Here is a 22401-nt window from a genome sequence, read left to right as displayed (position 1 = left end):
AGGGGGTAAGCGGCAGGAAAATCATGGCCGATCGAAAGGTCGATGCGTGTCGGAGACAATCAAGAGAGACTCTCACGAGACAGAACCCGGCAAACGGGACGCGAGTCAGCGAAACAACGGCGACCCCGGCCACGCCGGAGACTCCGTTCACACCGGCAACTCCGGCCACACCGGCGACTCGCGGCGAGCCGGGCCGCCGCAGACCGACCGTGTGGTCTTCGGTGTGACCGCGCTGCTCACCCTGGCCTTCATCGGGTGGGGAGCGACCTCCACCACCTCGCTCAAGAACGCATCGACGGCGATGCTGAACTGGGTGATGGACAACGGAGGCTGGGCATTTGTGCTCGCCTCCTCCGGCTTTGTGATCTTCGCGATCTGGCTGGCCGTCGGCAAGTACGGCCGGATCACGCTCGGCAAGGAGGGCGAGCCGCCCGAATTCCGCACCGTGTCCTGGATCGCGATGATGTTCAGCGCGGGTATGGGCATCGGGCTGATGTTCTACGGAGTCAGCGAGCCGCTGGGGCACTTCACCAGCCCGCCCCCGGGCACCGATCCCAAGGACGCGGCCCAGGCCATGGACACCGCCATGGCCACGACCTTGTTCCACTGGACACTGCACCCATGGGCCATCTACGCGGTCGTGGGGCTGGCCATCGCGTACAGCTGCTTCCGGCGGGGGAGACGGCAGACGATCAGCGCGGTGTTCACTCCCCTCATCGGCACACGGCGGGCGAACGGCTGGGGCGGCCGGGTCATCGACATCCTGGCCATCTTCGCCACCCTCTTCGGCTCCGCGGCCTCGCTCGGGCTCGGAGCGCTGCAGATCGGCAGCGGCATCAAGGTGCTGGGCTGGATGGACGGTGTCGGCACCAGCCTGCTGGTCGCCGTCATCACCGTCCTGACCATCGCCTTCATCCTCTCCGCGGTCTCGGGTATCGCCAAGGGCATCCAGCTGCTGTCCAACATCAATATGGTGCTGGCGGTGGTCCTGGCGGTCTTCGTCTTCGTGGCCGGCCCGACCGTCCTCATCCTCAACCTCCTGCCGACCTCCCTCGGTTCGTTCCTCGGCGAGCTGCCGCAGCTGGCCGGCCGTACGGAGGCGGCCAGCGGTGCCGAAGTGGGCGACTGGCTGCGCACCTGGACGGTGTTCTACTGGGCGTGGTGGATCTCCTGGACACCCTTCGTGGGGATGTTCATCGCCCGGATCAGCCGCGGCCGGACGATCCGTCAGTTCGTCGGCGGGGTCATCCTCGTACCGAGCGTGGTGAGCCTGCTGTGGTTCGCGGTGTTCGGCGGTTCGGCCATGAAGCTGCAGGACGGCAAGCGGCTCAGTGGCTCGGCCACCCCCGAGGGCCGGCTCTTCGACGTCCTGCACCAGTACCCGCTCTTCACGGTGATGAGCATCCTCGTCATGGTCCTGGTCGGCATCTTCTTCGTCTCCGGAGCCGATGCCGCGTCCATCGTCATGGGGACGCTGTCGCAGAAGGGGACCCTGGAGCCGAGCCGGCTGATGGTGGTCTTCTGGGGCGTGGTGACCGGTGCGGTCGCCGCGATCATGCTGCTGATCGGCGGCGGCTCGGACGACGCGCTGACCGGGCTGCAGAACCTGACGATCCTGGTGGCGGTGCCGTTCATGGTCGTGATGATCGCGATGTGCTGGGCGCTGACCCGGGATCTGCGCAGCGATCCGCTGATCGTGCGCGGGCAGAAGGGCGAGGAGGCCGTCGAGATGGCGGTGATCGCCGGCCATGAGCAGTACGACGGCGACTTCGCGCTCCAGATCGGCCCCGGTGGCAATGGGACCGGCGACGGAACCGGGACCGGCAACGGAACTGGGACCGAAAGCGGGACCGGAAACGGAAGTGGAAGCGGGACCGGAAGCGGAGGCGGAGGCGGGACCGGAGGTGGGCCTGGAGACCGGGAAGGGGGAGCCGGCTAGCGCGGGCGCGCCGGCTCTGACCGCCGGCGCGCGGATCCGCTCCCGTGGAGGGCCGGACACCCTGGCCCTCCACGGGCCGCGTCCGGCTGCGAAGCCGTATCAGGCCTGTTTTCGTCCCAGTGGGCCCTTCGCCCCAGTGGGCCTTTCGTCCTAGTCGGCCTCCGGGGCCTCCAGGGCCTCCCGGACCAGCCCTACCACCTCGTCGGCACAGCCCCATGCGGCGGTGACCCCCGCGCCCCCGTGCCCGTAGTTGTGGATACAGCGGGTGCCGCCGGGCAGCCGTTCCGCCTCCAGGCGCACGGCGGACCGGGCCGGGCGGAGTCCCACCCTGTGAGCCAAGATCCGGGCCCGCGCCAGCTCCGGAAAACGCCGTGCGCAGCGCGCCACGATCCCCTCCGCCACCGCCGGATCGGGCTCCCGCGACCAGGCGTGTGCCCGCGCCGTACCGCCCAGCACCAGGCCGTACGGCTGCGGCAGCGCGTACGTCGTCTCCGTGGCGCCCGGGTCCGCTGTGCCGTACCACTCCTCGATGCCCGGGTTGGCGACGATCACCAACTGGCCCTGGACCGGGTGGACATCCGGATCCGGCACGAGAACGTGGGCGCCCAGCCCCGAGCAGTTGACGACCACGTCCGCTGCTCGGCCCGCTGCCTCCAGAGACCTGACCTCGTCCCGCTCGATGCTCCCGCCCGCTGCGGTCAACCGCCCTTCCAGGTAGCGGAGATGGGCCGGCATATCCACCAGAGGGGTACGGGCCCGCCACCCCGATGCGTATCCCTCGGGAAGTTCGTCCGCACGGGCCGGCCGCATCCCGGGTACGGCGGCGTACCAGGAGGCCAGGCCGTCGTCCGTGTCCTCCGGACGGCCTGCCGTCACGTGCGCCCGCGCCATCGTCCCGGTCACCATCCGGGCGCCCGTCTCCTCCGGGTTCCGTGCCAGTCCGGCGAGTACGTGGAAGGAGCGTACGGCCCACCGCACCGCCTGCTCGTACGGCTGGATGCGGTAGGGCCAGCACAGCCCGCCGGCCACCGCGGACGTCGTCTCGCCCGCCGCGTCCCGGCTGAGCACCCGCACCCGGTGGCCGTCCTCTGCCAGCGCGACCGTCGACGTCAGGCCGATCACGCCGCCGCCGATCACGCACACGTCACCTGCGCACACGTCACCTGCGCCTGCGTCACCTGTGTCGATCGCCATACCGGAATGCTAGGCCGTCGACCGTTCCACGGGCCCGCCGTGGCCGCTCCGGGTGATAGGGAAGCGCCATGGACACCAACGGACTTGACCCCATGGACCGTCTGCTCGCCGAGCGGGCCTGCGAGCGGCTGATACTGGAGTTCATCCGGCACCTCGACCTGGGGGACCCTCGCGCGGTGGCCGAACTGTTCACCGCCGACGGCGTCTGGGAGTGGCCGGCCGGCGGTCGCCGGATCGAGGGTCGTGCGGCGCTCCGCGACTACTTCGGCTCCCGGCCCGCCGACCGGCTCTCCCGCCGGATGTGTACCAACATCCTGGTCACCGTGGACTCCGCGGTGACGGCCGCCGCGACCACCTACTTCGCGACCTACCGTGTGGACGGCTACACCGACGGCATGGTCCCGCCGCAGCTCCCGGCCAACTTGGGTCACTACGAGGACACGTTCCGCAAGGACGACGGCAGTTGGCGGCTCGCCACCCGCACCACGTTCCTGCCCTTCGGAGGGCTGACCAGGCGACTGGGCACGCCGTCCTGAACGTGGTGGTGCCGAGCTCGTGGTCCGCCGGTAGCCCTCCGTCGAGCCGGTAGCCCTCGGCTGAGCCGGTGGCCCTCCGGCCCAGCTCGTGATCTTGTAACCCTCCGGCAGTGCTGCGGACGTGTTGCGGACAAATGGGGACCTTAGGCTGGTAGCAGCACCGACGGCCGATGTCGCCCCTCGGATTCCGCTTGCCGTTCTTCCGTACGCCGTCGTCTGAGGAGGCCCATGCTCCGCGCGCCGCGCGCCGTCCCCACCTGGTTGGCGCACCCGTTCCGCTGGCAGCGGCTGCCCATTCCCTGGGCCGCCGTCGCCCGAGGTGCGCTGTGCGCCGGGCCGCTGCTCGGTGCGGGGATCGCGACCGGCCATCCGGCGCCCGGTGTGCTGGTCGGTCTCGGCTCGATGCTGGCCGGCGTCAACGACCGCCCCGGCACCCGGCGCACCGGCATCGTCCGCATCGGCCTGCCCGCCCTCGCCTCGTCGCTCGGCATGCTGATCGGCGCCTCGCTGCAGGCGGCCGGTGCGGGCTGGTGGATCGTGCCGGCGCTGTTCGCGGTCGGCTTCGTCTCCGGCGCCGGCAGTGTGGCCGGGCCGGTGCGGTCCAACGCCGGTATGCAGATGCTGGCCACCACCGTCCTCGGCGCCGGGATGCCGCTTCCCGGCGCGCCCTGGGCGAAGGCCCTGTACGTCCTCGCCGGCTGCCTCTGGCTGCTCCTGCTGCGCCTCGTCCTGCGGTCACCCCGGCCGGCGGGCGGTGCGCTCAGCGGTGAGCGGGCGGCGGTCGCCCGGGTCTTCGACGTGCTCGCCGATGCCCTGGAAGCGGTTGGCGGACCCGGTGCCGAGCCTGCCCGGCGCCGGCTCACCGACGCCCTGGACCGCGCCGACGAAGCCCTGCGGCTGCGCCGGCTGACCAGCAGGCTGTGGCGCCGGCCGGTCCGTACGGAAGAGGTCCTGCTGGCCGAGCGGTTCGCCGCCGCCACCGCGCTGTGCGAGGCGAGCGTGGCGCTGCTGTGGGAGGCCCGCCCACTGCCGGCCCGGGTCGCCCGGAGCCCCCGGCAGTTCGCCGAAGCGCTGCGCACCGGGCAGGCCCCGGGACAGGTGTCCGCCCCGGAGACCAGCACCGCCGCGCGTGGTGCGTTCGACCAGGCGCTGCTGGACACGGCGGTGGCCTTCGCCCGCCGGGAGCCGTCGTCGCGGCCGGAGACGGGAACGAAGAGACAACCGGAGAAGGGGCCGGAGAAGGGGCGCGGACCGGCGAGGGACCGGGCGCGCGCCGCCGCTGAGCAGCGGATGATCCCCGACGCCGGGAGCCCGGCGTCCGCGCTCTGGCGCGCGCTGCGCGTGGCCGCCGGGCGGACCCGGCCCGGACGCGGCCTGTTCGGACCCGCCGGGCGGGACTACGGCCTCCGGGTCGCCGTCTGCATCGCCGTCAGCACCGCGGTGGCCCTGCTCCTGCGGGCCGACCACTGGTACTGGCTTCCGGCGACCGCCACCTTCCTCGTCAAGCCCGATCTGGGCCCGCTCTTCTCCCGTACGGTGAACCGCTTCGCCGGAACCGTGGCCGGCGTGCTGGTCTTCGCCGGAGCGGGGCTGCTGTTGGCGGGGCCGCTGATGGGGACGCTGACGGGGGCGTGGTGGCCCGCGCTGGTGGCCGGTGCGGGCGGGGCGCTGCTGCCGTTCGCCACCCGCCACTTCGCCCTGCAGACCGTCGCGATCACCCTGATGGTGCTGGCGTTCGTGCACGTCAGCGGGGACCCGCAGGCCGCCGCTGAGCGGATCGTCGACACCTCCATCGCCTGCGGCATCGTGCTCGTCGTCGGGCATCTGCCCGCGCTCGCCGATCCGCGCCGCCGGGTCGGGCAGCGGGTCACCTCGGCGCTGCGCGCCACCGAGCGGTTCCTCCGGCACGTGCTGGAGGCGGAACCCGGCCAGGACCCCACCGAGCGGCTGGCCCTGCGCCGCGCGGCGTACCGGGCGCTGGGGGAGGCGAGGACGGCCGCGGAGACCGCGGCGGCCGAACTCCTCGCCGGCCGGGACCGCAACCCCGACTGGCTGACCGTGGTGACCGCCGCCGAGCGCATTGTGGACGCCGCGACCGCCTGCGCCGTACGCCTCGACCACGGCGCGCACCGCCCGGACCCCGAGGAGTCGGAGCGACTGTGCCGGGCGCTCTCCGCCATGGCGGACGCCCTGGACGACCCGCGCCACCGACGGGACACCACCGTCCCGGCCGGGGATCTCCGGCCGGTCCCGGCCTGCGCCACGCTCACGGACGTGGCCGCCGAACTGGAGCGCATCCGCGGTTTCGCGGGTGCGGGCTGACCCGGCGGGGGGCTGGCTGACCCGGCGGGGGCGGGTCGACCCGGCCGCGCCGACGCGTTGCGCGCAGCGCGGCCGTGGCGGCGCGTTGCGTTCAGCGCGGCCGTGGCGAACCCGCCGGCCCCCGGTACGCCGTCCGTACCCGGCCCTCAGCGGCCGCCCCGCTCCTTCCCCAGGAGCCCGGCCCGCCGCAGGGCGTCCGCCATGGCGCCGTTGGCCGGTGCGGCGTCGCGGCCGCCCCGCTGGTCGCCGCGCCGTCCGCCGCCGCCCTGGCGCGGCCGCGGCGCACCGCCCCGGCCGCCCTCGCGCGGGCCGCGTCCGCCGCCGCCCGCGCCGCCGCGCCGCTCGCCGCCGCCCGCCGGGCCGCCCTTCTCGTGCTCGTCGTCCAGCCGCAGGGTCAGCGAGATCCGCTTCCGCGGGATGTCGACGTCGAGCACCTTGACCCGCACGATGTCGCCCGGCTTCACCACATCCCGCGGATCCTTGACGAAGCTCTTGGACATCGCCGAGACATGGACCAGACCGTCCTGGTGGACACCGACGTCCACGAACGCCCCGAAGGCGGCGACATTGGTCACCACCCCCTCCAGGAGCATCCCCGGCTGCAGATCGCCGATCTTCTCCACGCCCTCCTTGAAGGTCGCGGTCCGGAACTCCGGGCGCGGGTCGCGGCCCGGCTTCTCCAGCTCCTGCAGGATGTCGGTCACCGTCGGCAGACCGAAGGAGTCGTCGACGAATTCGGCGGCCTTCAGAGTGCGCAGCACCGCGGCGTTGCCGATCAGCGAGCCGACCTCGGTACCGGCCGTCTTCACCATCCGCCGCACCACCGGGTACGCCTCCGGGTGCACGCTGGAGGCGTCCAGCGGGTCGTCGCCGCCCCGGATCCGCAGGAAGCCCGCGCACTGCTCGTACGCCTTCGGGCCGAGCCGCGACACGTCCTTGAGGGCCTTACGGGAGCGGAACGGGCCGTTCTGGTCCCGGTGCGCGACGATGTTCTCGGCCAGGCCCGAGCCGATCCCCGACACCCGTGAAAGCAGGGGCGCGGACGCGGTGTTGACGTCCACGCCGACGCCGTTCACACAGTCCTCGACCACCGCGTCGAGGGAGCGGGACAGCTTCACCTCGGACAGATCGTGCTGGTACTGGCCGACGCCGATCGACTTGGGGTCGATCTTGACGAGCTCGGCGAGCGGGTCCTGGAGGCGGCGGGCGATGGACACCGCACCGCGCAGCGAGACGTCCAGTTCCGGCAGCTCCTGGGAGGCGAACGCGGAGGCGGAGTACACCGAGGCGCCCGCCTCGGACACCATCACCTTCGTCAGCTTCAGCTCCGGCTGGGCGGCGATCAGATCGGCCGCCAGCTTGTCGGTCTCCCGGGAGGCGGTGCCGTTGCCGATCGCGATCAGCTCGACACCGTGCTCACGGGCCAGCTTCGCCAGCGTGGCCAGGGAGGCGTCCCACTTCTGCTGCGGCACATGGGGGTAGATGGTGTCCGTGGCCGCCACCTTGCCGGTCGCGTCCACCACGGCCACCTTCACCCCTGTACGGAAGCCGGGGTCCAGGCCCATCGTGGCGCGAGTGCCGGCGGGCGCCGCCAGCAGCAGATCGCGCAGGTTCGAGGCGAAGACCCGAACCGCCTCGTCCTCGGCGGCCTGCCGCAGCCGGAGCCGCAGATCGATGCCGAGGTGCACTTGGACACGGGTGCGCCAGGCCCAGCGGACGGTGTCCTGCAGCCACTTGTCGGCCGGGCGGCCCCGGTCGGTGATGCCGAACTTCGCGGCGATGGACCGCTCGTAGGAACTCGGGCCCTCGGTGGCCGCCGAGGGGTCCTCCGGCTCCAGGGTGAGATCGAGGACCTCTTCCTTCTCGCCGCGGAACATCGCCAGCACCCGGTGCGAGGGCAGTTCGGTGAACGGCTCCGCGAAGTCGAAGTAGTCGGCGAACTTCGCGCCGGGCCCCTCTTTGCTGTCGCCTTTGCCCTCTCGCACCTTCGACGCGACCCGCCCGCGCGACCACATCCGCTCGCGCAGCTCACCGATCAGGTCCGCGTCCTCGCCGAACCGCTCGGTCAGGATGGCCCGCGCGCCCTCCAGGGCGGCGGCCGGATCGTCGACCCCCTTGTCGGCGTCCACGAACGCCGCGGCGGCCGCGGCCGGTTCCACCGACGGGTCGGCGAGCAGCCCGTCGGCGAGCGGCTCCAGGCCCGCCTCCCGCGCGATCTGCGCCTTGGTGCGCCGCTTGGGCTTGAACGGGAGGTAGATGTCCTCCAGCCGGGCCTTGGAGTCGGCACCGCGGATCCGGTCCTCCAGAGCGGCGTCCAGTTTGCCCTGGGACCGTACGGACTCCAGGATCGCGGTGCGCCGTTCCTCCAGCTCCCGCAGGTAGCGCAGCCGCTCTTCCAGGGTGCGCAGCTGCGCGTCGTCGAGCGTCCCGGTGGCTTCCTTGCGGTAGCGCGCGATGAACGGGACGGTCGAGCCGCCGTCGAGCAGTTCGACCGCGGCCTTCACCTGCCGCTCCTGGACGCCGAGCTCCCCGGCGATCCGCGCTTCGATGGACCCGAGGGCCCCGTTGGGCTCAGTGGATGCCGTCACGTTGATCCTGCCCGCCTTCCAGCTCGTACTTCGAGCCTGCATTGTGCCGGTTGGCGGGCCGGACTGTCGCACCGCCCGGCCGGTGGGGCCGGGGTGTGAGAAGCCGCACGCACACCCCGGCGGGCCCGGCGGACCGGAGGGAGCCCTACTCGCCGAACAGCTCCGTCGGGAACGCGCCGGCCTTCACGAGGGCCGTGGTGAAGCCGGTCGCCAGCTCGGTGAGCCGGGCCACGCCCGCCGCGCCCAGGTGCTCGTACGGGCCCCGGTCCAGCCGGTCCGTCATGTGCTCCAGGTCCTCGCGCAGCCGGACCCCGGCCTCGGTCAACCGGCCCTCGGCGTCCAGGAATCCGCGGGTCCGCAGCCGCTCCCGCGCGGCCCGGAGGTCCTCCTCCGACCAGCCGCGGATCCGCAGTGCGCCCTGGAGGTTCATCCCGCGCTCGGTGGCGGCGTGGGTGACCACCGCCTCCAGCCCGTCCAGTTCGGCGTCCATCAGGGCCATCAGGTGGCCGTCGCCGCGGTGTTCGCGCAGCAGCGTCGCGGCGTGCCAGTAGGCCAGGTGCGGGGCGTCCGGTACGGGCAGATCGGCCTGCGCGGCGTACAGGGGCCGGGCCTGGCGGCTGCAGCCCTCGGCGGCGCGCAGCGCCAGCTCCGCCGCCTCGGCCATCTCCGGCGACGCGACCGCCTCGTCGCCGAGCAGCCGGCGGAGCGTGGCGTCCGCGGCGCGCAGCCGGGCCGCCAGCACTGTCTCGGGGGTGGTGACCGACCAGACGTGCGGGACGTGCTCGGCGATCAGGTCGTACCGGAAGTTGTAGAAGGTCGCCGCGATGGTGCCGGGGCCCACCGCGCCCATGGCCGCGCCCCTGGAGGCGAAGTAGCTGGCGTGCTTGTTCTCGAGGCCGATCTTCGCCATCTCGGCGGGGAACTCCGGCGCGAAGTAGTGCGCGGAGTGGAAGGGGTTGATGACGTCGTGACAGGTGCGTCCGGCCTGCTCGGGCAGTGCGCTGGAAGATGTCATACAGGGCAGGCTACCGACCCGTCGGTATGGAGGTGCTCCCGGGGCGGCCTGTGCATCCCGGGGGGTGCAGGGGTGTGGCCGTCCCGGTCGTCGGTGGCCCGCGGATGGCGGAAAAGGTGGGAAATCCGTCATTGCCGCCATCGCCGCCGCTGGCCAGGATGGAGGCATGGATGGACGCAAGGAACAGCGCGATGGACTGGATGTACTGATCGTCCTCTTCGACGGTGTGCAGGCCCTCGACGTCACCGGGCCCGTCGAGGTCTTCCACGGTGCGGCTCAGGGGGCACCGGGCGCCTACCGCATCCGCACCGCGAGCCTCGACGGCGCCCCGGTCCGCACCACCAGCGGCCTCACCCTCGTCCCCGACGGCACGCTTGCCGACGCCGCACCGCCGCACACCCTGGTGGTGCCCGGCGGTCAGGGCACCCGCAACCCCGACCCCCGGCTGATCGACTGGCTGCGCGGCAACGCCCACCGCGCCCGGCGCAAGGTCTCCGTCTGCAGCGGGGCGCTGCTGCTGGCCGAGGCCGGGCTGCTGGACGGCCGCCGGGCGACGACCCACTGGCTGCTGTGCGACACCCTCGCCGAACGGTTCCCCGCAGTCCGCGTCGAGCCCGACCCGATCTACGTACGGGACGGCGATGTGTCCTCCTCGGCCGGCGTGACGGCCGGTATCGACCTGGCGCTGGCCCTGGTGGAGGAGGACCTCGGCCGGGACCTCGCACTGGCCGTCGCCCGGCACCTGGTGGTCTTTCTCCGGCGGCCGGGCAACCAGACCCAGTTCAGCGCCCAGCTCGCGGCCCAGACCGCCCAGCGGCGGCCACTGCGCGACGTCCAGCAGTGGATCACCGAGAACCCGGCGGCGGACCTGTCCGTCGACGCACTGGCATCCCGCGCGGGCCTCTCCCCGCGCCACTTCGCCCGGGCGTTCCGCGACGAGACCGGAATGACCCCGGGACGCTATGTCGACCGGGTACGGCTGGAGGCCGCCCGGCGCCGCCTGGAGGACAGCGCCGACGGGATCGAGCAGGTCTCCCGCCGCTGCGGCTACGGCACCCCCGAGGCGATGCGCCGCGCGTTCCTGCGGGTCCTGGGCGCCTCGCCGGCCGAGTACCGCCGCCGCTTCCAGCCGTCCGCGCCCTGACCCCACGGCTCCGTCCCGAATTCCGTATTCCGCTCCGTCGATGTCCCACACCCCTACCCATCCCCATCCCTCCGTGCATACCGATCCCTACCGACAGGAACTGCCATGCAGCTCGCAATCGTCCTCTACGAAGGCTTCACCGCTCTCGACGCCATCGGCCCGTACCAGACCCTGAGTCCGCTCCCGGACGCCGAGACCGTCTTCGTCGCCGAGAGCCCGGGGCCGGTCAGCGACGACAGCGGCAACCTGACCCTCGTGGCGAAGAAGGCGCTCGCCGAGGTACCGCGCCCGGACCTCGTGGTGGTCCCCGGCGGCCCGCCTCGGAACGTCGAACCGCAGATGCGCAATGAGGCGCTGCTCGGCTGGCTGCGCGCGGCCGACGCCACCTCGGCCTGGACGACCTCGGTGTGCACCGGCTCCCTGATCCTGGCCGCGGCCGGGCTGCTCACGGGGCGCCGTGCCACCTCGCACTGGCTCTCCCTGGAGGCGATCAAGGAGTTCGGCGTCGAGCCCACCGGCGAACGGGTCGTCTTCGACGGCAAGTACGTCACCGCCGCCGGTGTCTCGTCCGGCATCGACATGGGCCTGACCCTGGCCGGGCGGATCGCCGGTGACACGTACGCGCAGGGCATCCAGCTGATGGCGGAGTACGACCCGCAGCCGCCCTACGATGCGGGCTCGCCCGAGAAGGCCCCGGCCGAGCTGGTCGCCAAGTTCAGGAACGAGTTCAGCAGCCTCGGGTAGTGCCGCCCGCGTCGCCGGGGCCGGTGGTCCCGCCGGTGGCCTCGGTGCCGGCGGTTCCGCCGGTGGCCCCGAGGCCGCCGTTCCACTCGAACCGCGGCGCCCTGCGCTCCAGGAAGGCGGCGGCACCCTCCGCGGTGTCGCCGCTCGCGCGCGCCTGCGCGGCCCAGTACGCACCGCGCTCCTCGGCCTCGTCCGGCGGCACGTCCCAGGTCCCGTTCGCCAGCTCCTTCGCCGCCGTCTGGGTCAGCAGCGACCGGCTCGCCAGTACGGCGGAGAACTCCGCCACCCGCTTGTCCAGCTCGCCCTCGGCCGGCACCTCGTCCACCAGACCGGTCCGCAGCGCCCGCGCACAGTCGATCAACTCGCCCGAGAACAACAGGTACTTGGCGGTGGCGGGCCCGACCAGCCGGACCAGCCGCCGGGTGGCCGACGCCGGGTAGACCACGCCCAGCTTGGCCGGCGTCACCCCGAACAGCGCCCCCTCCTCGGCGAACCGCAGATCGCAGGCGGCCGCCAACTGGGCGCCGCCGCCCACGCAGTAGCCCCGTATCGCCGCCAGCGTCGGCCCGGGGAACGCCGCCAGCGCCTCCTCGGCGGCCACCGCCAGACCCTGCGATTCACCGGACGCGTCGCGCAGCGACCCGATGTCCGCGCCCGCGCAGAACGTCCCGCCCTCGCCGGTCAGCACCAGCGACCGTACGGTGCGGTCGCCGGCCAGCCGCTCCAGCAGGGGCGGCAGATCCCGCCACATCTGGACGGTCACCGCATTGCGCTTGCCGGTGTTGCTGATGGTGACGGTCGCTGTGCCGCCGCTGACATGCGTTTTCAGACCCGGTTCCATGCCCGGATATTAGAGCGACCGGCACGGTGGCGGCCGGATACGATCGGTGGTCTGATGTCAGCAACTCTCGTCGCCAAAGACCTCGCCGCCGGCCACGGCGAGCGCGTCCTGTTCTCCGGCCTTGATCTGGTCGTCGCCCCCGGCGATGTGATCGGCCTCGTCGGTGCCAACGGTGCGGGCAAGTCCACCCTGCTGCGCCTGCTGGCCGGACTGGACACCCCCGAGGAGGGCGCCCTCGCCCTCAGCCCGCCCACCGCCACGGTCGGCCACCTCCCGCAGGAGCCCGACCGCCGCCCCGGAGAGACCGTACGGGCCTTCCTCGCCCGCCGTACGGGCGTCGCCGCGGCCCAGCTGGCCCTGGACGCCGCCACCCAGGCGCTGGTCGAGGAGCGGCCCGGCGCGGACGACGCCTACGCCACGGCGCTGGAGCGCTGGCTCTCGCTGGGCGCCGCCGACCTCGACGAGCGCGCCGAGGAGACCGCCGACCAGCTCGGCCTCACCATCGGCCTCGACCAGCCGATGACCACGCTCTCCGGTGGCCAGGCCGCCCGCGCCTCCCTCGCCTCGCTGCTGCTCTCCCGCTACGACGTCTTCCTGCTGGACGAGCCGACCAACGACCTCGACCTGGACGGCCTGGCCCGCCTGGAGTCGTTCGTCACCGGCCTCCGCGCCGGCACGGTCCTGGTCAGCCACGACCGCGAGTTCCTGACCCGTACGGTCAACCGCGTGGTCGAACTCGACCTCGCCCAGCAGCAGGTCAACACCTACGGCGGCGGCTACACCTCCTACCTGGAGGAGCGCGAGCGGGCCCGGCGCCACGCACGGGAACAGTACGAGGAGTACGCCGACACCAAGGCCGCCCTGGAGACCCGCGCGCACACCCAGCGCAACTGGATGGAGAAGGGCGTCAAGAACGCCCGCCGCAAGGCACCGGACAACGACAAGATCGGCCGCAAGGCCCGGGTGGAGGCCACCGAGAAGCAGGCCGCCAAGGCCAAGCAGACCCAGCGGCTGATCGAACGGCTGGAGGTGGTCGAGGAGCCGCGCAAGGAGTGGGAGCTGCGGATGGAGATCGCCGCCGCGCCCCGGGCCGGCGCCGTCGTGGCCACGCTCCGGGACGCCGCCGTCCGGCGCGGCGACTTCCGCTTCGGCCCGGTGGACCTCCAGATCGACTGGGCGGACCGGGTCGCCATCACGGGCCCCAACGGCTCCGGCAAGTCCACTCTGCTCGCCGCGCTCCTCGGCCGGCTCCCACTGGACACCGGGCAGGCCGCGCTCGGCCCCGGTGTGGTGGTCGGTGAGGTCGACCAGGCCCGGGGGCTCTTCCTGGGGACCGAGCCGCTGATGGACGCCTTCCGGGCCGCCGTACCGGACCTGGCACCCGCCGAGGTGCGTACCCTCCTCGCGAAGTTCGGCCTGAAGGCGGCGCATGTGCTGCGCCCGGCGGACACCCTGTCGCCGGGGGAGCGGACCCGGGCCGCGCTGGCCCTCCTCCAGGGCCGTGGCGTCAACCTCCTCGTCCTGGACGAGCCGACCAACCACCTCGACCTGCCGGCGATCGAGCAGCTGGAGTCCGCGCTCGCCTCGTACCCGGGCACCCTGCTGCTGGTCACGCACGACCGGCGGATGCTGGACGCGGTGCACACCACGCGCCGGATCGAGGTCGACGGCGGACGGATCACCGACCGGGCCGTGTGAGCGGGGGCGGAGCCGCCCCGGGCGCCCGGCGCGATTATCGATTTGGTCCTGGGGCGGGCGACCCGTAAGGTGGGGGCAACCGACGCGGGGTGGAGCAGCTCGGTAGCTCGCTGGGCTCATAACCCAGAGGTCGCAGGTTCAAATCCTGTCCCCGCTACTGATCAAGTACAGCAGGTCCGGTGCTCAGGCACCGGGCCTGCTGTTTTTGTACGGCATTCACTGCGGCCGGCATTCACTGTGGCCGGGAGTCGGAGGGGGCGGGCGGCCTGTGTGGCGGGGATCGTTCGGTCACCACCCCGGGGCGTCCCCGCACCACGGCAGAGAAAGAACACGACCGGTCGGCCGGCCGATCCCCTCATTCAGAATCGGCCACCTTGCGTCAATAGGCGCTGACTTGTGGTCAGCGGGCCGGTGCGGACCAGCCCATTCCCAACACTCTTCCTGTGAGGATGCCTTCCGGACCCGCCGCAGAACCCCCTGAAGAGCTGACCTCCCCGCGCGCGTACGAAGGTGTCTGGCGGTTCACCACCCCGGCACTGGAGGCCTCGGTGCCGCAGGCCCGCCACGCGGTCCGGGACCTGCTCGACGAACAGCGCGTGCCCATGGCCGCCGACGTCATGGACGCCCTGCTGCTCATCGTCTCCGAACTGGTCACCAACGCCGTCCAGCACGCCGCCCTGCTCTCCCCGCAGATCGCCGTGCAGGTCACCATCGGCGCGCACTGGCTCCGGGTCGCGGTCGAGGACGACCACCCCTACCGCCCCAAGGCACTGGAGGCGGACGAGGGCGATACCGGCGGCCGTGGGCTGTGGCTGGTCAAGATACTCACCGCCGAGGCGGGCGGCGCGTGCGACGTCGATCACACGGTGAACGGCGGCAAGGCGATCTGGGCCGAGCTGCCGCTCACCCCGTTCGCTACCAGCCCGCCGAGTCTCCTGTGAGTTCGCGCACCGCCGGGCGCGCCGCGTCCAGCACGGTCATGAACCACGACGAGAACGGCGCCCGGGCATGCCGCTCGGCCAGCTCCCGGGGCGTCACGAACGCGAATTCGCCGACCTCCTCCGGGTCCGGCGCCGGTTCGGCCCGCACCAGCCCCACGAACAGGTGGTTGTACTCCTGCTCCACCAGGCCGGAGTCCGGATCGGGGTGGTTGTAGCGCACCGTGCCCGCCTCGGACAGCAGCGCGGGGGCCACCCCCAGCTCCTCCGCGGTCCGGCGGGCCGCCGCCACGAACGGTTGCTCACCCGGGTACGGATGGCCGCAGCAGGTGTTGGACCACACACCGGGCGAGTGGTACTTCCCCGGGGCCCGGCGCTGGAGCAGCAGCCGTCCCTTGTTGTCGAAGAGGAAGACCGAGAACGCCCGGTGCAGCTGACCGGGAGGCTGGTGCGCCGCGAGCTTCTCCGCGGTGCCGATCGTCGTGCCGTCCTCGTCGACCAGCTCCAGCATGATCGGTTCGGCGACGCCGCCCGGTGTGCTCACCGCCGCGTCGCCGGTGGTCTGTCCGTTGGCAGATGTGATCGGCATGCCCATCCTTGTCGTCGGTCGTTGACGCCAAGTCTGCCCTAGCCGGGTCCGCATCACCTGCGCAGACGGCGCGCGGCGCCACGCCGCCGGTGAGGGAGGAGGGGAGAGCCCGGGAGAGGCCCTCGCCACACTGGACCGGGGACAACCCACCCGCCGCGTGACCAGCCCGCTCATATCCGGCATCGTCACGGGCGCCCGGGCCGTGGGCCAGTTGTTCCGGCGCCACCCGATCCACCATGATGATCGCGGCAGACCCGCCGCCGGTCACTCGATCGCGCGGTGAATGCGCGGTGAACGGCCGCATCCGGCGATCCGATAGCCTCTGCCGACGTGCCACCCAGCCCTCCGGCGCCAGGTGTGCCACGCCCGCTGCCCGGGTAGGTCGTATCGAATGCGGATCGACTGCCAACCGCCCGTGCTGCCTTGTCAGCCTTCAAGGAGTGAGTTCGTCTGTCGACCGCCATCCTCACCGGTCCGCCGGTCGCCGGGTCGCCGCTCGAAGCCGACCTGCGCACGCTGGGCTTCGACGTCCGTACCGCCGACGGTCCCGCGGCCGTCGCGGAGCTGATCGCCACGGTGCCCGCACAGGAGCGGATCGCCGTCGTCGACCCCCGCTTCGTCGGCCACCGGCACGCCCTGCGGCTGGCGCTGACCGACCCCCGTTTCCCGGCCGCGGCCGTCCCGGGCGCGCTCACCGCGCAGCCCGAGGCGCGCCCCGCGCTGGCCCGCGCGGTCGGCCGGATCCCGGTCGGCGCCGGCACCGCCCACCTCACGGACGTCCTCACCGAGACCCTCACCGACTCCCTCGACCGCGACGACATCGGCCTGCACCGCGTCGCGCTCGGCAGCCTGGTCGCCACCGTCGCGCTCACGCCCGCCCAGCGCGAGGAGGCACGGGAGGCCGTCGCCGCCGTCGACGACGAGGCGGTACGGCTGCGGTCCGCCGTGAAGTCCCGCGACGGGTTCTTCACCACCTTCTGTGTCAGCACCTACTCCCGCTACCTCGCCCGCTGGTGCGCGCGCCGCGGGCTGACCCCCAACCAGGTCACCACCGCGTCCCTGATCACCGCGCTGATCGCGGCCGGCTGCGCGGCCACCGGCACCCGCGGCGGCTTCATCGCAGCCGGTCTCCTGCTGCTGTTCTCCTTCGTCCTGGACTGCACCGACGGGCAGCTCGCCCGCTACTCCCTGCAGTACTCGACGATGGGTGCCTGGCTGGACGCCACCTTCGACCGGGCCAAGGAGTACGCGTACTACGCCGGCCTGGCCCTCGGGGCGGTACGCGGCGGCGATGACGTATGGGTGCTGGCGCTCGGCGCGATGGTGCTGCAGACCTGCCGCCATGTCGTCGACTTCTCCTTCAACGAGGCCAACCACGACGCGACGGCCAACACCAGCCCGACCGCCGCACTCTCCGACAAGCTCGACAGCGTCGGCTGGACGGTCTGGGCCCGCCGGATGATCGTGCTGCCCATCGGGGAGCGCTGGGCCATGATCGCCGTGCTCACCGCGCTGACCACCCCGCGCATCGTCTTCTCCGCCCTGCTCATCGGCTGCGCGCTGGCCGCCTGCTACACCACGGCCGGCCGGGTGCTGCGCTCGCTCACCCGGCGGGCCCGGCGGACCGACCGGGCCGCCCGGGCGCTGGCCGACCTCGCGGACTCCGGTCCGATCGCCGAGGTCATCGCCAAGGGCCCGGCCTCGCGCAGCACCGCGACCGCGCCTCTCATGGCCGTGGCCGGTGTGGTCTTCCTCATGTCCCAGCTGGGCTGGAAGGGCGAGGGAAGCTGGTGGCCCGTGCTCGGTGCCGCCGTCTTCGCGTCGTTCTCCGGCGCCGCCGTCGCCCGCCCGCTCAAGGGCCCGCTCGACTGGCTCGTACCGCCCCTCTTCCGGGTCGCGGAGTACGTCACGATCCTGGTGCTGGCCGCCCGCGCGGACGACCCCGGGGCCCTGCCCGCGGCGTTCGGGCTGGTCGCGGCGGTCGCCTACCATCACTACGACACCGTCTACCGCATCCGCGGTGGTACCGGAGCTCCTCCGCGGTGGCTGGTCCGGGCGACCGGTGGCGCCGAGGGACGGACCCTGCTGGTCGCCGTCCTCGCCGCCGCGCTCCCCCCCTCAGGTTTCACAATCGCGCTCACGGCCCTGGCCGTGGTCCTGGCGCTGCTGGTACTCGTCGAGAGCATCCGCTTCTGGGTGTCCTCCCAAGCACCCGCCGTACACGATGAAGGAGAACCCGCATGATCGGCCTCGTGCTGGCCGCCGGCGCCGGACGGCGTCTGCGTCCCTACACCGACACCCTGCCCAAGGCCCTGGTGCCGGTCGACGGCGAAACCACGATCCTCGACCTGACCCTCGGCAACTTCGCCGAGATCGGCCTGACCGAGGTCGCGATCATCGTCGGCTACCGCAAGGAGGCCGTGTACGAGCGCAAGGAGGCCCTGGAGCGGAAGTACGGCCTCGAGCTCACCCTCATCGACAACGACAAGGCCGAGGAGTGGAACAACGCCTACTCCCTGTGGTGCGGGCGTGACGCGCTCAAGGACGGGGTGATCCTCGCCAACGGCGACACCGTGCACCCGGTCTCCGTCGAGCAGACCCTGCTCGCCGCCCGCGGCAACGGCCAGAAGATCATCCTCGCGCTGGACACCGTCAAGCAGCTCGCCGACGAGGAGATGAAGGTCGTCGTGGACCCCGACAAGGGCGTCCAGAAGATCACCAAGCTGATGGACCCGGCCGAGGCGACCGGTGAGTACATCGGTGTCACCCTCATCGAGGGCGAGGCCGCCGGCGAGCTGGCCGACGCCCTGAAGACCACCTTCGAGCGGGACCCCGACCTCTACTACGAGGACGGCTACCAGGAGCTGGTCAACCGCGGCTTCAAGGTGGACGTGGCCCCGATCGGCGACGTCGCATGGGTCGAGATCGACAACCACGAGGACCTGGCGAAGGGCCGTGAGATCGCATGCCGGTACTGACCCGCCTCATCCCGTCCCCGGTTGTCGTTGACATCAACGCCGGCGCCCTGGACGACCTGGCGGGCCTGCTGGCCGATCAGCGCATCTCCGCGTCGGGCAAGCTGGCCATCGCGTACAGCAGCGGCTCGGGCGCCAAGCTGCGGGAGCGACTGGCACCCGCCCTCCCCGGAGCCGACTGGTACGAGGTCGGCGGCGGCACGATCGACGACGCGGTCAAGCTCGGTGACGCCATGAAGTCCGGCCACTACGACGCGGTCGTGGGCCTCGGCGGCGGCAAGATCATCGACTGTGCCAAGTACGCCGCGGCGCGGATCGGCCTGCCCATGGTCGCCGTCGCGACGAACCTGTCGCACGACGGCATCTGCTCCCCGGTCTCCATCCTCGACAACGACGCGGGCCGCGGCTCCTACGGTGTGCCCACCCCGATCGCGCTCGTCATCGACCTCGATGTGATCCGCGACGCCCCGGTCCGGTTCGTCCGCTCCGGTATCGGCGACGCGGTCTCCAACATCTCCGCCATCGCGGACTGGGAGCTCTCCCACCGCGAGACGGGCGAGGCCATCGACGGACTGGCAGCGGCCATGGCCCGGCAGGCGGGCGAGGCCGTGCTCCGCCACCCCGGCGGCTGCGGCGACGACGACTTCCTCACCGTGCTCTCCGAGGGCCTGGTCCTCTCCGGTATCGCCATGTCGATCGCGGGCCACACCCGCCCGTCGTCCGGCGCCTGCCATGAGATCAGCCACGCCCTGGACCTGCTCTACCCCAAGCGCTCGGCCAGCCACGGCGAGCAGGTCGGGCTGGGCGCGTGCTTCGCGATGTACCTGCGCGGAGCGAAGGCGCAGTCCGCGCTGATGGTCGACGTACTGCAGCGGCACGGCCTCCCGGTCCTGGCGAGCGAGATCGGCTTCAGCGAGAGCGAATTCGTCAAGGCCGTCGAGTTCGCCCCCCAGACCCGCCCCGGGCGCTACACGATCCTGGAGCACCTGGACCTGTCCACCGACCAGATCAGGGACGCATACGCCGACTATGCCAAAACCGTCAGTAGCTGAACTCCGCCCGGTCGTGCACCCCGCGGGGGTCAAGGACCGGCGAAGCGGTGAGCACTGGGCCGGCCGCCTCTACATGCGGGAAATCTCGCTGCGCTGCGACCGGTACCTGGTGAACACCAGGATCACCCCCAACCAGCTCACCTACCTGATGACCGTCTTCGGTGTCCTCGCGGCCCCGGCCCTCCTGGTGCCGGGGATCGCGGGCGCCGTGCTCGGTGTGCTGATGGTCCAGCTCTACCTGCTGCTCGACTGCGTCGACGGCGAGGTGGCGCGCTGGAAGAAGCAGTTCTCGCTCGGCGGGGTCTACCTGGACCGGGTCGGCGCCTACCTGTGCGACGCCGCGGTGCTCGTCGGCTTCGGCCTGCGCGCCGCGGACCTGTTCGGGCCCGGGCGGATCGACTGGCTCTGGGCCTTCCTCGGCACCCTGGCCGCCCTCGGCGCGATCCTGATCAAGGCCGAGACCGACCTCGTCGGCGTCGCCCGCCACCAGGGCGGCCTGCCGCCGGTCAAGGAGGCGGCGTCCGAGCCGCGCTCGTCGGGTCTTGCGCTGGCCCGCAAGGCCGCCGCGGCGCTCAAGTTCCACCGGCTGGTCCTCGGGATCGAGGCGTCCCTGCTGATCCTGGTCCTGGCGGTGCTGGACGCGGTGCGGGGCGACCTGTTCTTCTCGCGGCTGGGTGTCGCGGTGCTCGCGGGCATCGCGCTGCTCCAGACCCTGCTCCACCTCGTGTCCATCCTCGCCTCCAGCAGGCTCAAGTGACGGGAGCGGATGTGGAGCGGGGCCTGCGCGTCGGGGCGGTCGTCATCACCATGGGCAACCGCCCCGAGGAGCTGCGCGCGCTGCTGGACTCGGTCGCCAAGCAGGACGGTGACCCGGTCGAGATCGCGGTGGTCGGCAACGGCTCGCCGCTGCCCGAGCTGCCCGCCGGCGTACGGACCGTCGAGCTGCCCGAGAATGTCGGCATCCCGGCTGGCCGCAACGTCGGTATCGAGGCCTTCGGGCCCGGCGGCAGCGACGTCGACATCCTGCTGTTCCTGGACGACGACGGGCTGCTGGCCAGGGAGGACACCGCCCAGCTGTGCCGCGAGGCGTTCGCGAAGGACCCCGCGCTCGGCATCGTCAGCTTCCGGATCGCCGACCCGGACACCGGCGAGACCCAGCGCCGCCACGTCCCGCGGCTGCGCGCCTCCGACCCGATGCGCTCCTCGCGGGTGACCACCTTCCTCGGCGGTGCGAACGCGGTCCGTACCGCGGTCTTCGCGGAGGTCGGCGGGCTGCCCGACGACTTCTTCTACGCCCATGAGGAGACCGACCTGGCGTGGCGGGCGCTGGACGCGGGGTGGCTGATCGACTACCGGTCGGACATGGTCCTCTTCCATCCGACGACGGCCCCGGCCCGGCACGCGGTATACCACCGGATGGTGGCCCGGAACCGCGTCTGGCTGGCTCGCCGCAACCTCCCGGCCCCCCTGGTTCCGGTCTACCTCGGCGTCTGGTTCCTGCTGACGCTCGCCCGCCGGCCCTCCCGGCCGGCGCTGCGGGCCTGGCTGGGCGGATTCAAAGAGGGCTGGACGACCCCGTGCGGTCCCAGGCTCCCCATGAAGTGGGCTACCGTTTGGCGACTGACCCGACTGGGTCGCCCTCCCGTCATCTGACAAGCTCGTATCTGAGAGCATCAGGCGCGAGCCGGGGCATCACCCCGGCAGCGCACCTTGAGGACGAAAGTGTCAACTGTGAGCGAGACCACGCACGACGGTGCGGTCGCCATGAGCGCCCCGCCATCGCCCGACGACGGGCTCACCCCGGCCCAGCTGGCCCAGCGGTACGGGCTTTCGCAGAGCGGGGCCCGGCCCAGCCTCCCGGGGTACGTCCGGCAGCTGTGGGACCGGCGGCACTTCATCTCCGCGTTCGCCAGCGCCAAGCTGACGGCCCAGTACAGCCAGGCCAAGCTGGGCCAGCTGTGGCAGGTGGCGACGCCGCTGCTGAACGCACTCGTCTACTACTTCATCTTCGGTGTCCTGATCGGCACCCGGGACGGGATCCAGGACTTCGTGCTGTTCCTGGTCACCGGCGTGTTCATCTTCACCTTCACGCAGAGCTCGGTGATGGCCGGCACCCGCGCCATCTCCGGCAACCTCGGCCTGGTGCGCGCGCTGCACTTCCCGCGCGCCTGTCTGCCGATCTCGTTCTGCATCATGCAGCTCCAGCAGGTGCTGTTCTCGATGGGCGTGCTGGCCCTGATCATGGTCGCCTACGGGCAGCTGCCGATGTGGTCGTGGCTGCTGTCGGTCCCGGTGCTGGCGCTGCAGTTCGTCTTCAACACCGGCCTGGCGATGATCATGGCTCGGATGGGCAGCAAGACCCCGGACCTGGCGCAGCTCATGCCGTTCATCATGCGGACGTGGATGTACGCGTCCGGTGTGATGTTCAGCATCGACGCCATCGCGAAGAAGGCGGACATCCCCGGCTGGGTGCACACCGTGCTGGAGTGCAACCCCGCGGCGGTCTTCATCGACCTGATGCGTGCCGTGCTGATCGAGAGCTACACACGGGACAACATGCCCCAGCTCTGGGCGATCGGCGCCGGCTGGGCGCTGCTGCTGGGCGTCGTCGGCTTTGTGTACTTCTGGAAGGCTGAGGAGCGGTACGGACGTGGCTGAGCAGAAGACGGACGTGGCTGAGCAGGACAACGGCGTCGGGCCGGCGCCGGACGCGGGCCGGGTCCCCACCGTGATCGCGGACGATCTGCACATCGTCTACCGGGTCTACGGCGGCGGGGCCGGCAAGGGCAGTGCCACCGCGGCGCTGAACCGCATCATCCGGCGCAA

At 72.1% G+C, this 22401-nt stretch carries 18 protein-coding genes, 1 tRNA gene and 1 pseudogene; 15 read left to right on the top strand and 5 right to left on the bottom strand.

The features are described from left to right. Nucleotides 1-211: 211 nt before the first annotated feature. On the top strand, nucleotides 212-1939 hold the full coding sequence (locus ACFY12_RS31230) for a BCCT family transporter (protein ID WP_390719425.1): 1728 nt from the start codon (nucleotides 212-214) through the stop codon (nucleotides 1937-1939). A gap of 150 nt (nucleotides 1940-2089) precedes the next feature. Here ACFY12_RS31230 and ACFY12_RS31225 read toward each other — a convergent pair whose 3' ends face one another. Beyond that, nucleotides 2090-3133 carry an FAD-dependent oxidoreductase gene (locus ACFY12_RS31225; protein WP_390719303.1) on the bottom strand — a complete coding sequence of 348 codons (1044 nt, stop codon included), beginning with the start codon at nucleotides 3131-3133 and terminating at the stop codon, nucleotides 2090-2092. A gap of 68 nt (nucleotides 3134-3201) precedes the next feature. Between ACFY12_RS31225 and ACFY12_RS31220 the strand changes: the two genes are divergently transcribed. Together ACFY12_RS31220 and ACFY12_RS31215 are read left to right on the top strand one after the other, a co-directional pair. After that, nucleotides 3202-3669: a nuclear transport factor 2 family protein gene (locus tag ACFY12_RS31220; protein WP_390719302.1), complete on the top strand. Its 468-nt coding sequence runs from the start codon at nucleotides 3202-3204 to the stop codon at nucleotides 3667-3669. 228 nt (nucleotides 3670-3897) lie between these two features. Further along, a complete protein-coding gene (locus tag ACFY12_RS31215; protein WP_390719301.1) occupies nucleotides 3898-5991 on the top strand; it encodes an FUSC family protein in 2094 nt (697 codons plus the stop codon). Nucleotides 5992-6137: 146 nt separating this feature from the next. On the opposite strand, the gene ACFY12_RS31210 is transcribed toward ACFY12_RS31215, so the two are convergent. Next, nucleotides 6138-8579: a Tex family protein gene (locus tag ACFY12_RS31210; protein WP_390719300.1), complete on the bottom strand. Its 2442-nt coding sequence runs from the start codon at nucleotides 8577-8579 to the stop codon at nucleotides 6138-6140. A gap of 145 nt (nucleotides 8580-8724) precedes the next feature. After that, nucleotides 8725-9594 (bottom strand): hypothetical protein, encoded by an 870-nt coding sequence (locus ACFY12_RS31205; RefSeq protein WP_390719299.1) that lies wholly within the window; start codon nucleotides 9592-9594, stop codon nucleotides 8725-8727. Nucleotides 9595-9760: 166 nt separating this feature from the next. Here ACFY12_RS31205 and ACFY12_RS31200 point away from each other — a divergent pair, with 166 nt between their 5' ends. Further along, nucleotides 9761-10738: a GlxA family transcriptional regulator gene (locus ACFY12_RS31200; RefSeq protein ID WP_390719298.1), complete on the top strand. Its 978-nt coding sequence runs from the start codon at nucleotides 9761-9763 to the stop codon at nucleotides 10736-10738. A 105-nt stretch (nucleotides 10739-10843) separates the two neighbouring features. Continuing rightward, complete coding sequence (locus tag ACFY12_RS31195; protein ID WP_390719297.1) at nucleotides 10844-11482, top strand: DJ-1/PfpI family protein; 639 nt, start codon at nucleotides 10844-10846, stop codon at nucleotides 11480-11482. Here ACFY12_RS31195 and ACFY12_RS31190 read toward each other — a convergent pair. Beyond that, nucleotides 11466-12323: an enoyl-CoA hydratase/isomerase family protein gene (locus ACFY12_RS31190; protein WP_390719296.1), complete on the bottom strand. Its 858-nt coding sequence runs from the start codon at nucleotides 12321-12323 to the stop codon at nucleotides 11466-11468. The two genes, ACFY12_RS31195 and ACFY12_RS31190, sit on opposite strands and share 17 nt — an antisense overlap. A gap of 54 nt (nucleotides 12324-12377) precedes the next feature. Here ACFY12_RS31190 and ACFY12_RS31185 point away from each other — a divergent pair, with 54 nt between their 5' ends. The 3 genes from ACFY12_RS31185 (at nucleotide 12378) to ACFY12_RS31175 (ending at nucleotide 14962) form a co-directional block, all read left to right on the top strand. Next, a complete protein-coding gene (locus ACFY12_RS31185; protein ID WP_390719295.1) occupies nucleotides 12378-14021 on the top strand; it encodes an ABC-F family ATP-binding cassette domain-containing protein in 1644 nt (547 codons plus the stop codon). Nucleotides 14022-14104: 83 nt separating this feature from the next. Further along, nucleotides 14105-14178: transfer RNA gene (locus ACFY12_RS31180), tRNA-Met, on the top strand. 292 nt (nucleotides 14179-14470) lie between these two features. Continuing rightward, the gene (locus tag ACFY12_RS31175) at nucleotides 14471-14962 is read left to right on the top strand and encodes an ATP-binding protein (RefSeq protein ID WP_390719294.1); all 492 of its coding nucleotides are present in this window, start codon (nucleotides 14471-14473) and stop codon (nucleotides 14960-14962) included. On the opposite strand, the gene idi is transcribed toward ACFY12_RS31175, so the two are convergent. Then, complete coding sequence (gene idi, locus ACFY12_RS31170) at nucleotides 14937-15548, bottom strand: isopentenyl-diphosphate Delta-isomerase (protein ID WP_390719293.1); 612 nt, start codon at nucleotides 15546-15548, stop codon at nucleotides 14937-14939. The two genes, ACFY12_RS31175 and idi, sit on opposite strands and share 26 nt — an antisense overlap. A gap of 450 nt (nucleotides 15549-15998) precedes the next feature. Between idi and ACFY12_RS31165 the strand changes: the two genes are divergently transcribed. The 7 genes and pseudogenes from ACFY12_RS31165 to ACFY12_RS31135 form a co-directional block, all read left to right on the top strand. Beyond that, nucleotides 15999-17792 carry a DUF5941 domain-containing protein gene (locus ACFY12_RS31165; RefSeq protein ID WP_390719424.1) on the top strand — a complete coding sequence of 598 codons (1794 nt, stop codon included), beginning with the start codon at nucleotides 15999-16001 and terminating at the stop codon, nucleotides 17790-17792. Then, complete coding sequence (locus ACFY12_RS31160) at nucleotides 17789-18526, top strand: sugar phosphate nucleotidyltransferase (RefSeq protein WP_390719292.1); 738 nt, start codon at nucleotides 17789-17791, stop codon at nucleotides 18524-18526. The genes ACFY12_RS31165 and ACFY12_RS31160 overlap by 4 nt, the downstream gene beginning before the upstream one ends. After that, nucleotides 18514-19575, top strand: a complete 1062-nt coding sequence (locus tag ACFY12_RS31155) for an iron-containing alcohol dehydrogenase family protein (RefSeq protein WP_390719291.1) — start codon at nucleotides 18514-18516, stop codon at nucleotides 19573-19575. Before ACFY12_RS31160 ends, ACFY12_RS31155 begins: the two co-directional genes overlap by 13 nt. Next, on the top strand, nucleotides 19553-20332 hold the full coding sequence (locus ACFY12_RS31150) for a CDP-alcohol phosphatidyltransferase family protein (protein WP_390719290.1): 780 nt from the start codon (nucleotides 19553-19555) through the stop codon (nucleotides 20330-20332). Before ACFY12_RS31155 ends, ACFY12_RS31150 begins: the two co-directional genes overlap by 23 nt. Before the next feature lie 23 nt (nucleotides 20333-20355). Then, the gene (locus ACFY12_RS31145; RefSeq protein ID WP_390719423.1) at nucleotides 20356-21228 is read left to right on the top strand and encodes a glycosyltransferase family 2 protein; all 873 of its coding nucleotides are present in this window, start codon (nucleotides 20356-20358) and stop codon (nucleotides 21226-21228) included. 78 nt (nucleotides 21229-21306) lie between these two features. Beyond that, the gene (locus ACFY12_RS31140) at nucleotides 21307-22233 is read left to right on the top strand and encodes an ABC transporter permease (RefSeq protein ID WP_390719289.1); all 927 of its coding nucleotides are present in this window, start codon (nucleotides 21307-21309) and stop codon (nucleotides 22231-22233) included. After that, a pseudogene (locus ACFY12_RS31135) lies at nucleotides 22226-22401 on the top strand (ABC transporter ATP-binding protein); the annotation flags it as partial. The gene ACFY12_RS31140 and the pseudogene ACFY12_RS31135, both read left to right, overlap by 8 nt.

The sequence above is a fragment of the Streptomyces sp. NPDC001339 genome (genome assembly GCF_042895955.1).
In the GTDB taxonomy this organism is placed as follows: domain Bacteria; phylum Actinomycetota; class Actinomycetes; order Streptomycetales; family Streptomycetaceae; genus Streptomyces.
Note: the sequence above shows the minus strand (reverse complement) of the source record. Positions and strands in the feature narration are given on the sequence as shown.

Excerpts from the sequence above, each read along its gene's own strand:
- ACFY12_RS31160 (WP_390719292.1), top strand. The coding sequence starts at position 17,789 with ATGATCGGCCTCGTGCTGGCCGCCGGCGCCGGACGGCGTCTGCGTCCC.
- ACFY12_RS31205 (WP_390719299.1), bottom strand. The coding sequence starts at position 9,594 with ATGACATCTTCCAGCGCACTGCCCGAGCAGGCCGGACGCACCTGTCAC.
- ACFY12_RS31150 (WP_390719290.1), top strand. The coding sequence starts at position 19,553 with ATGCCAAAACCGTCAGTAGCTGAACTCCGCCCGGTCGTGCACCCCGCG.
- ACFY12_RS31185 (WP_390719295.1), top strand. The coding sequence starts at position 12,378 with ATGTCAGCAACTCTCGTCGCCAAAGACCTCGCCGCCGGCCACGGCGAG.
- idi (WP_390719293.1), bottom strand. The coding sequence starts at position 15,548 with ATGCCGATCACATCTGCCAACGGACAGACCACCGGCGACGCGGCGGTG.
- ACFY12_RS31175 (WP_390719294.1), top strand. The coding sequence starts at position 14,471 with ATGCCTTCCGGACCCGCCGCAGAACCCCCTGAAGAGCTGACCTCCCCG.
- ACFY12_RS31220 (WP_390719302.1), top strand. The coding sequence starts at position 3,202 with ATGGACACCAACGGACTTGACCCCATGGACCGTCTGCTCGCCGAGCGG.
- ACFY12_RS31155 (WP_390719291.1), top strand. The coding sequence starts at position 18,514 with ATGCCGGTACTGACCCGCCTCATCCCGTCCCCGGTTGTCGTTGACATC.
- ACFY12_RS31195 (WP_390719297.1), top strand. The coding sequence starts at position 10,844 with ATGCAGCTCGCAATCGTCCTCTACGAAGGCTTCACCGCTCTCGACGCC.
- ACFY12_RS31225 (WP_390719303.1), bottom strand. The coding sequence starts at position 3,133 with ATGGCGATCGACACAGGTGACGCAGGCGCAGGTGACGTGTGCGCAGGT.
- ACFY12_RS31200 (WP_390719298.1), top strand. The coding sequence starts at position 9,761 with ATGGATGGACGCAAGGAACAGCGCGATGGACTGGATGTACTGATCGTC.
- ACFY12_RS31215 (WP_390719301.1), top strand. The coding sequence starts at position 3,898 with ATGCTCCGCGCGCCGCGCGCCGTCCCCACCTGGTTGGCGCACCCGTTC.
- ACFY12_RS31190 (WP_390719296.1), bottom strand. The coding sequence starts at position 12,323 with ATGGAACCGGGTCTGAAAACGCATGTCAGCGGCGGCACAGCGACCGTC.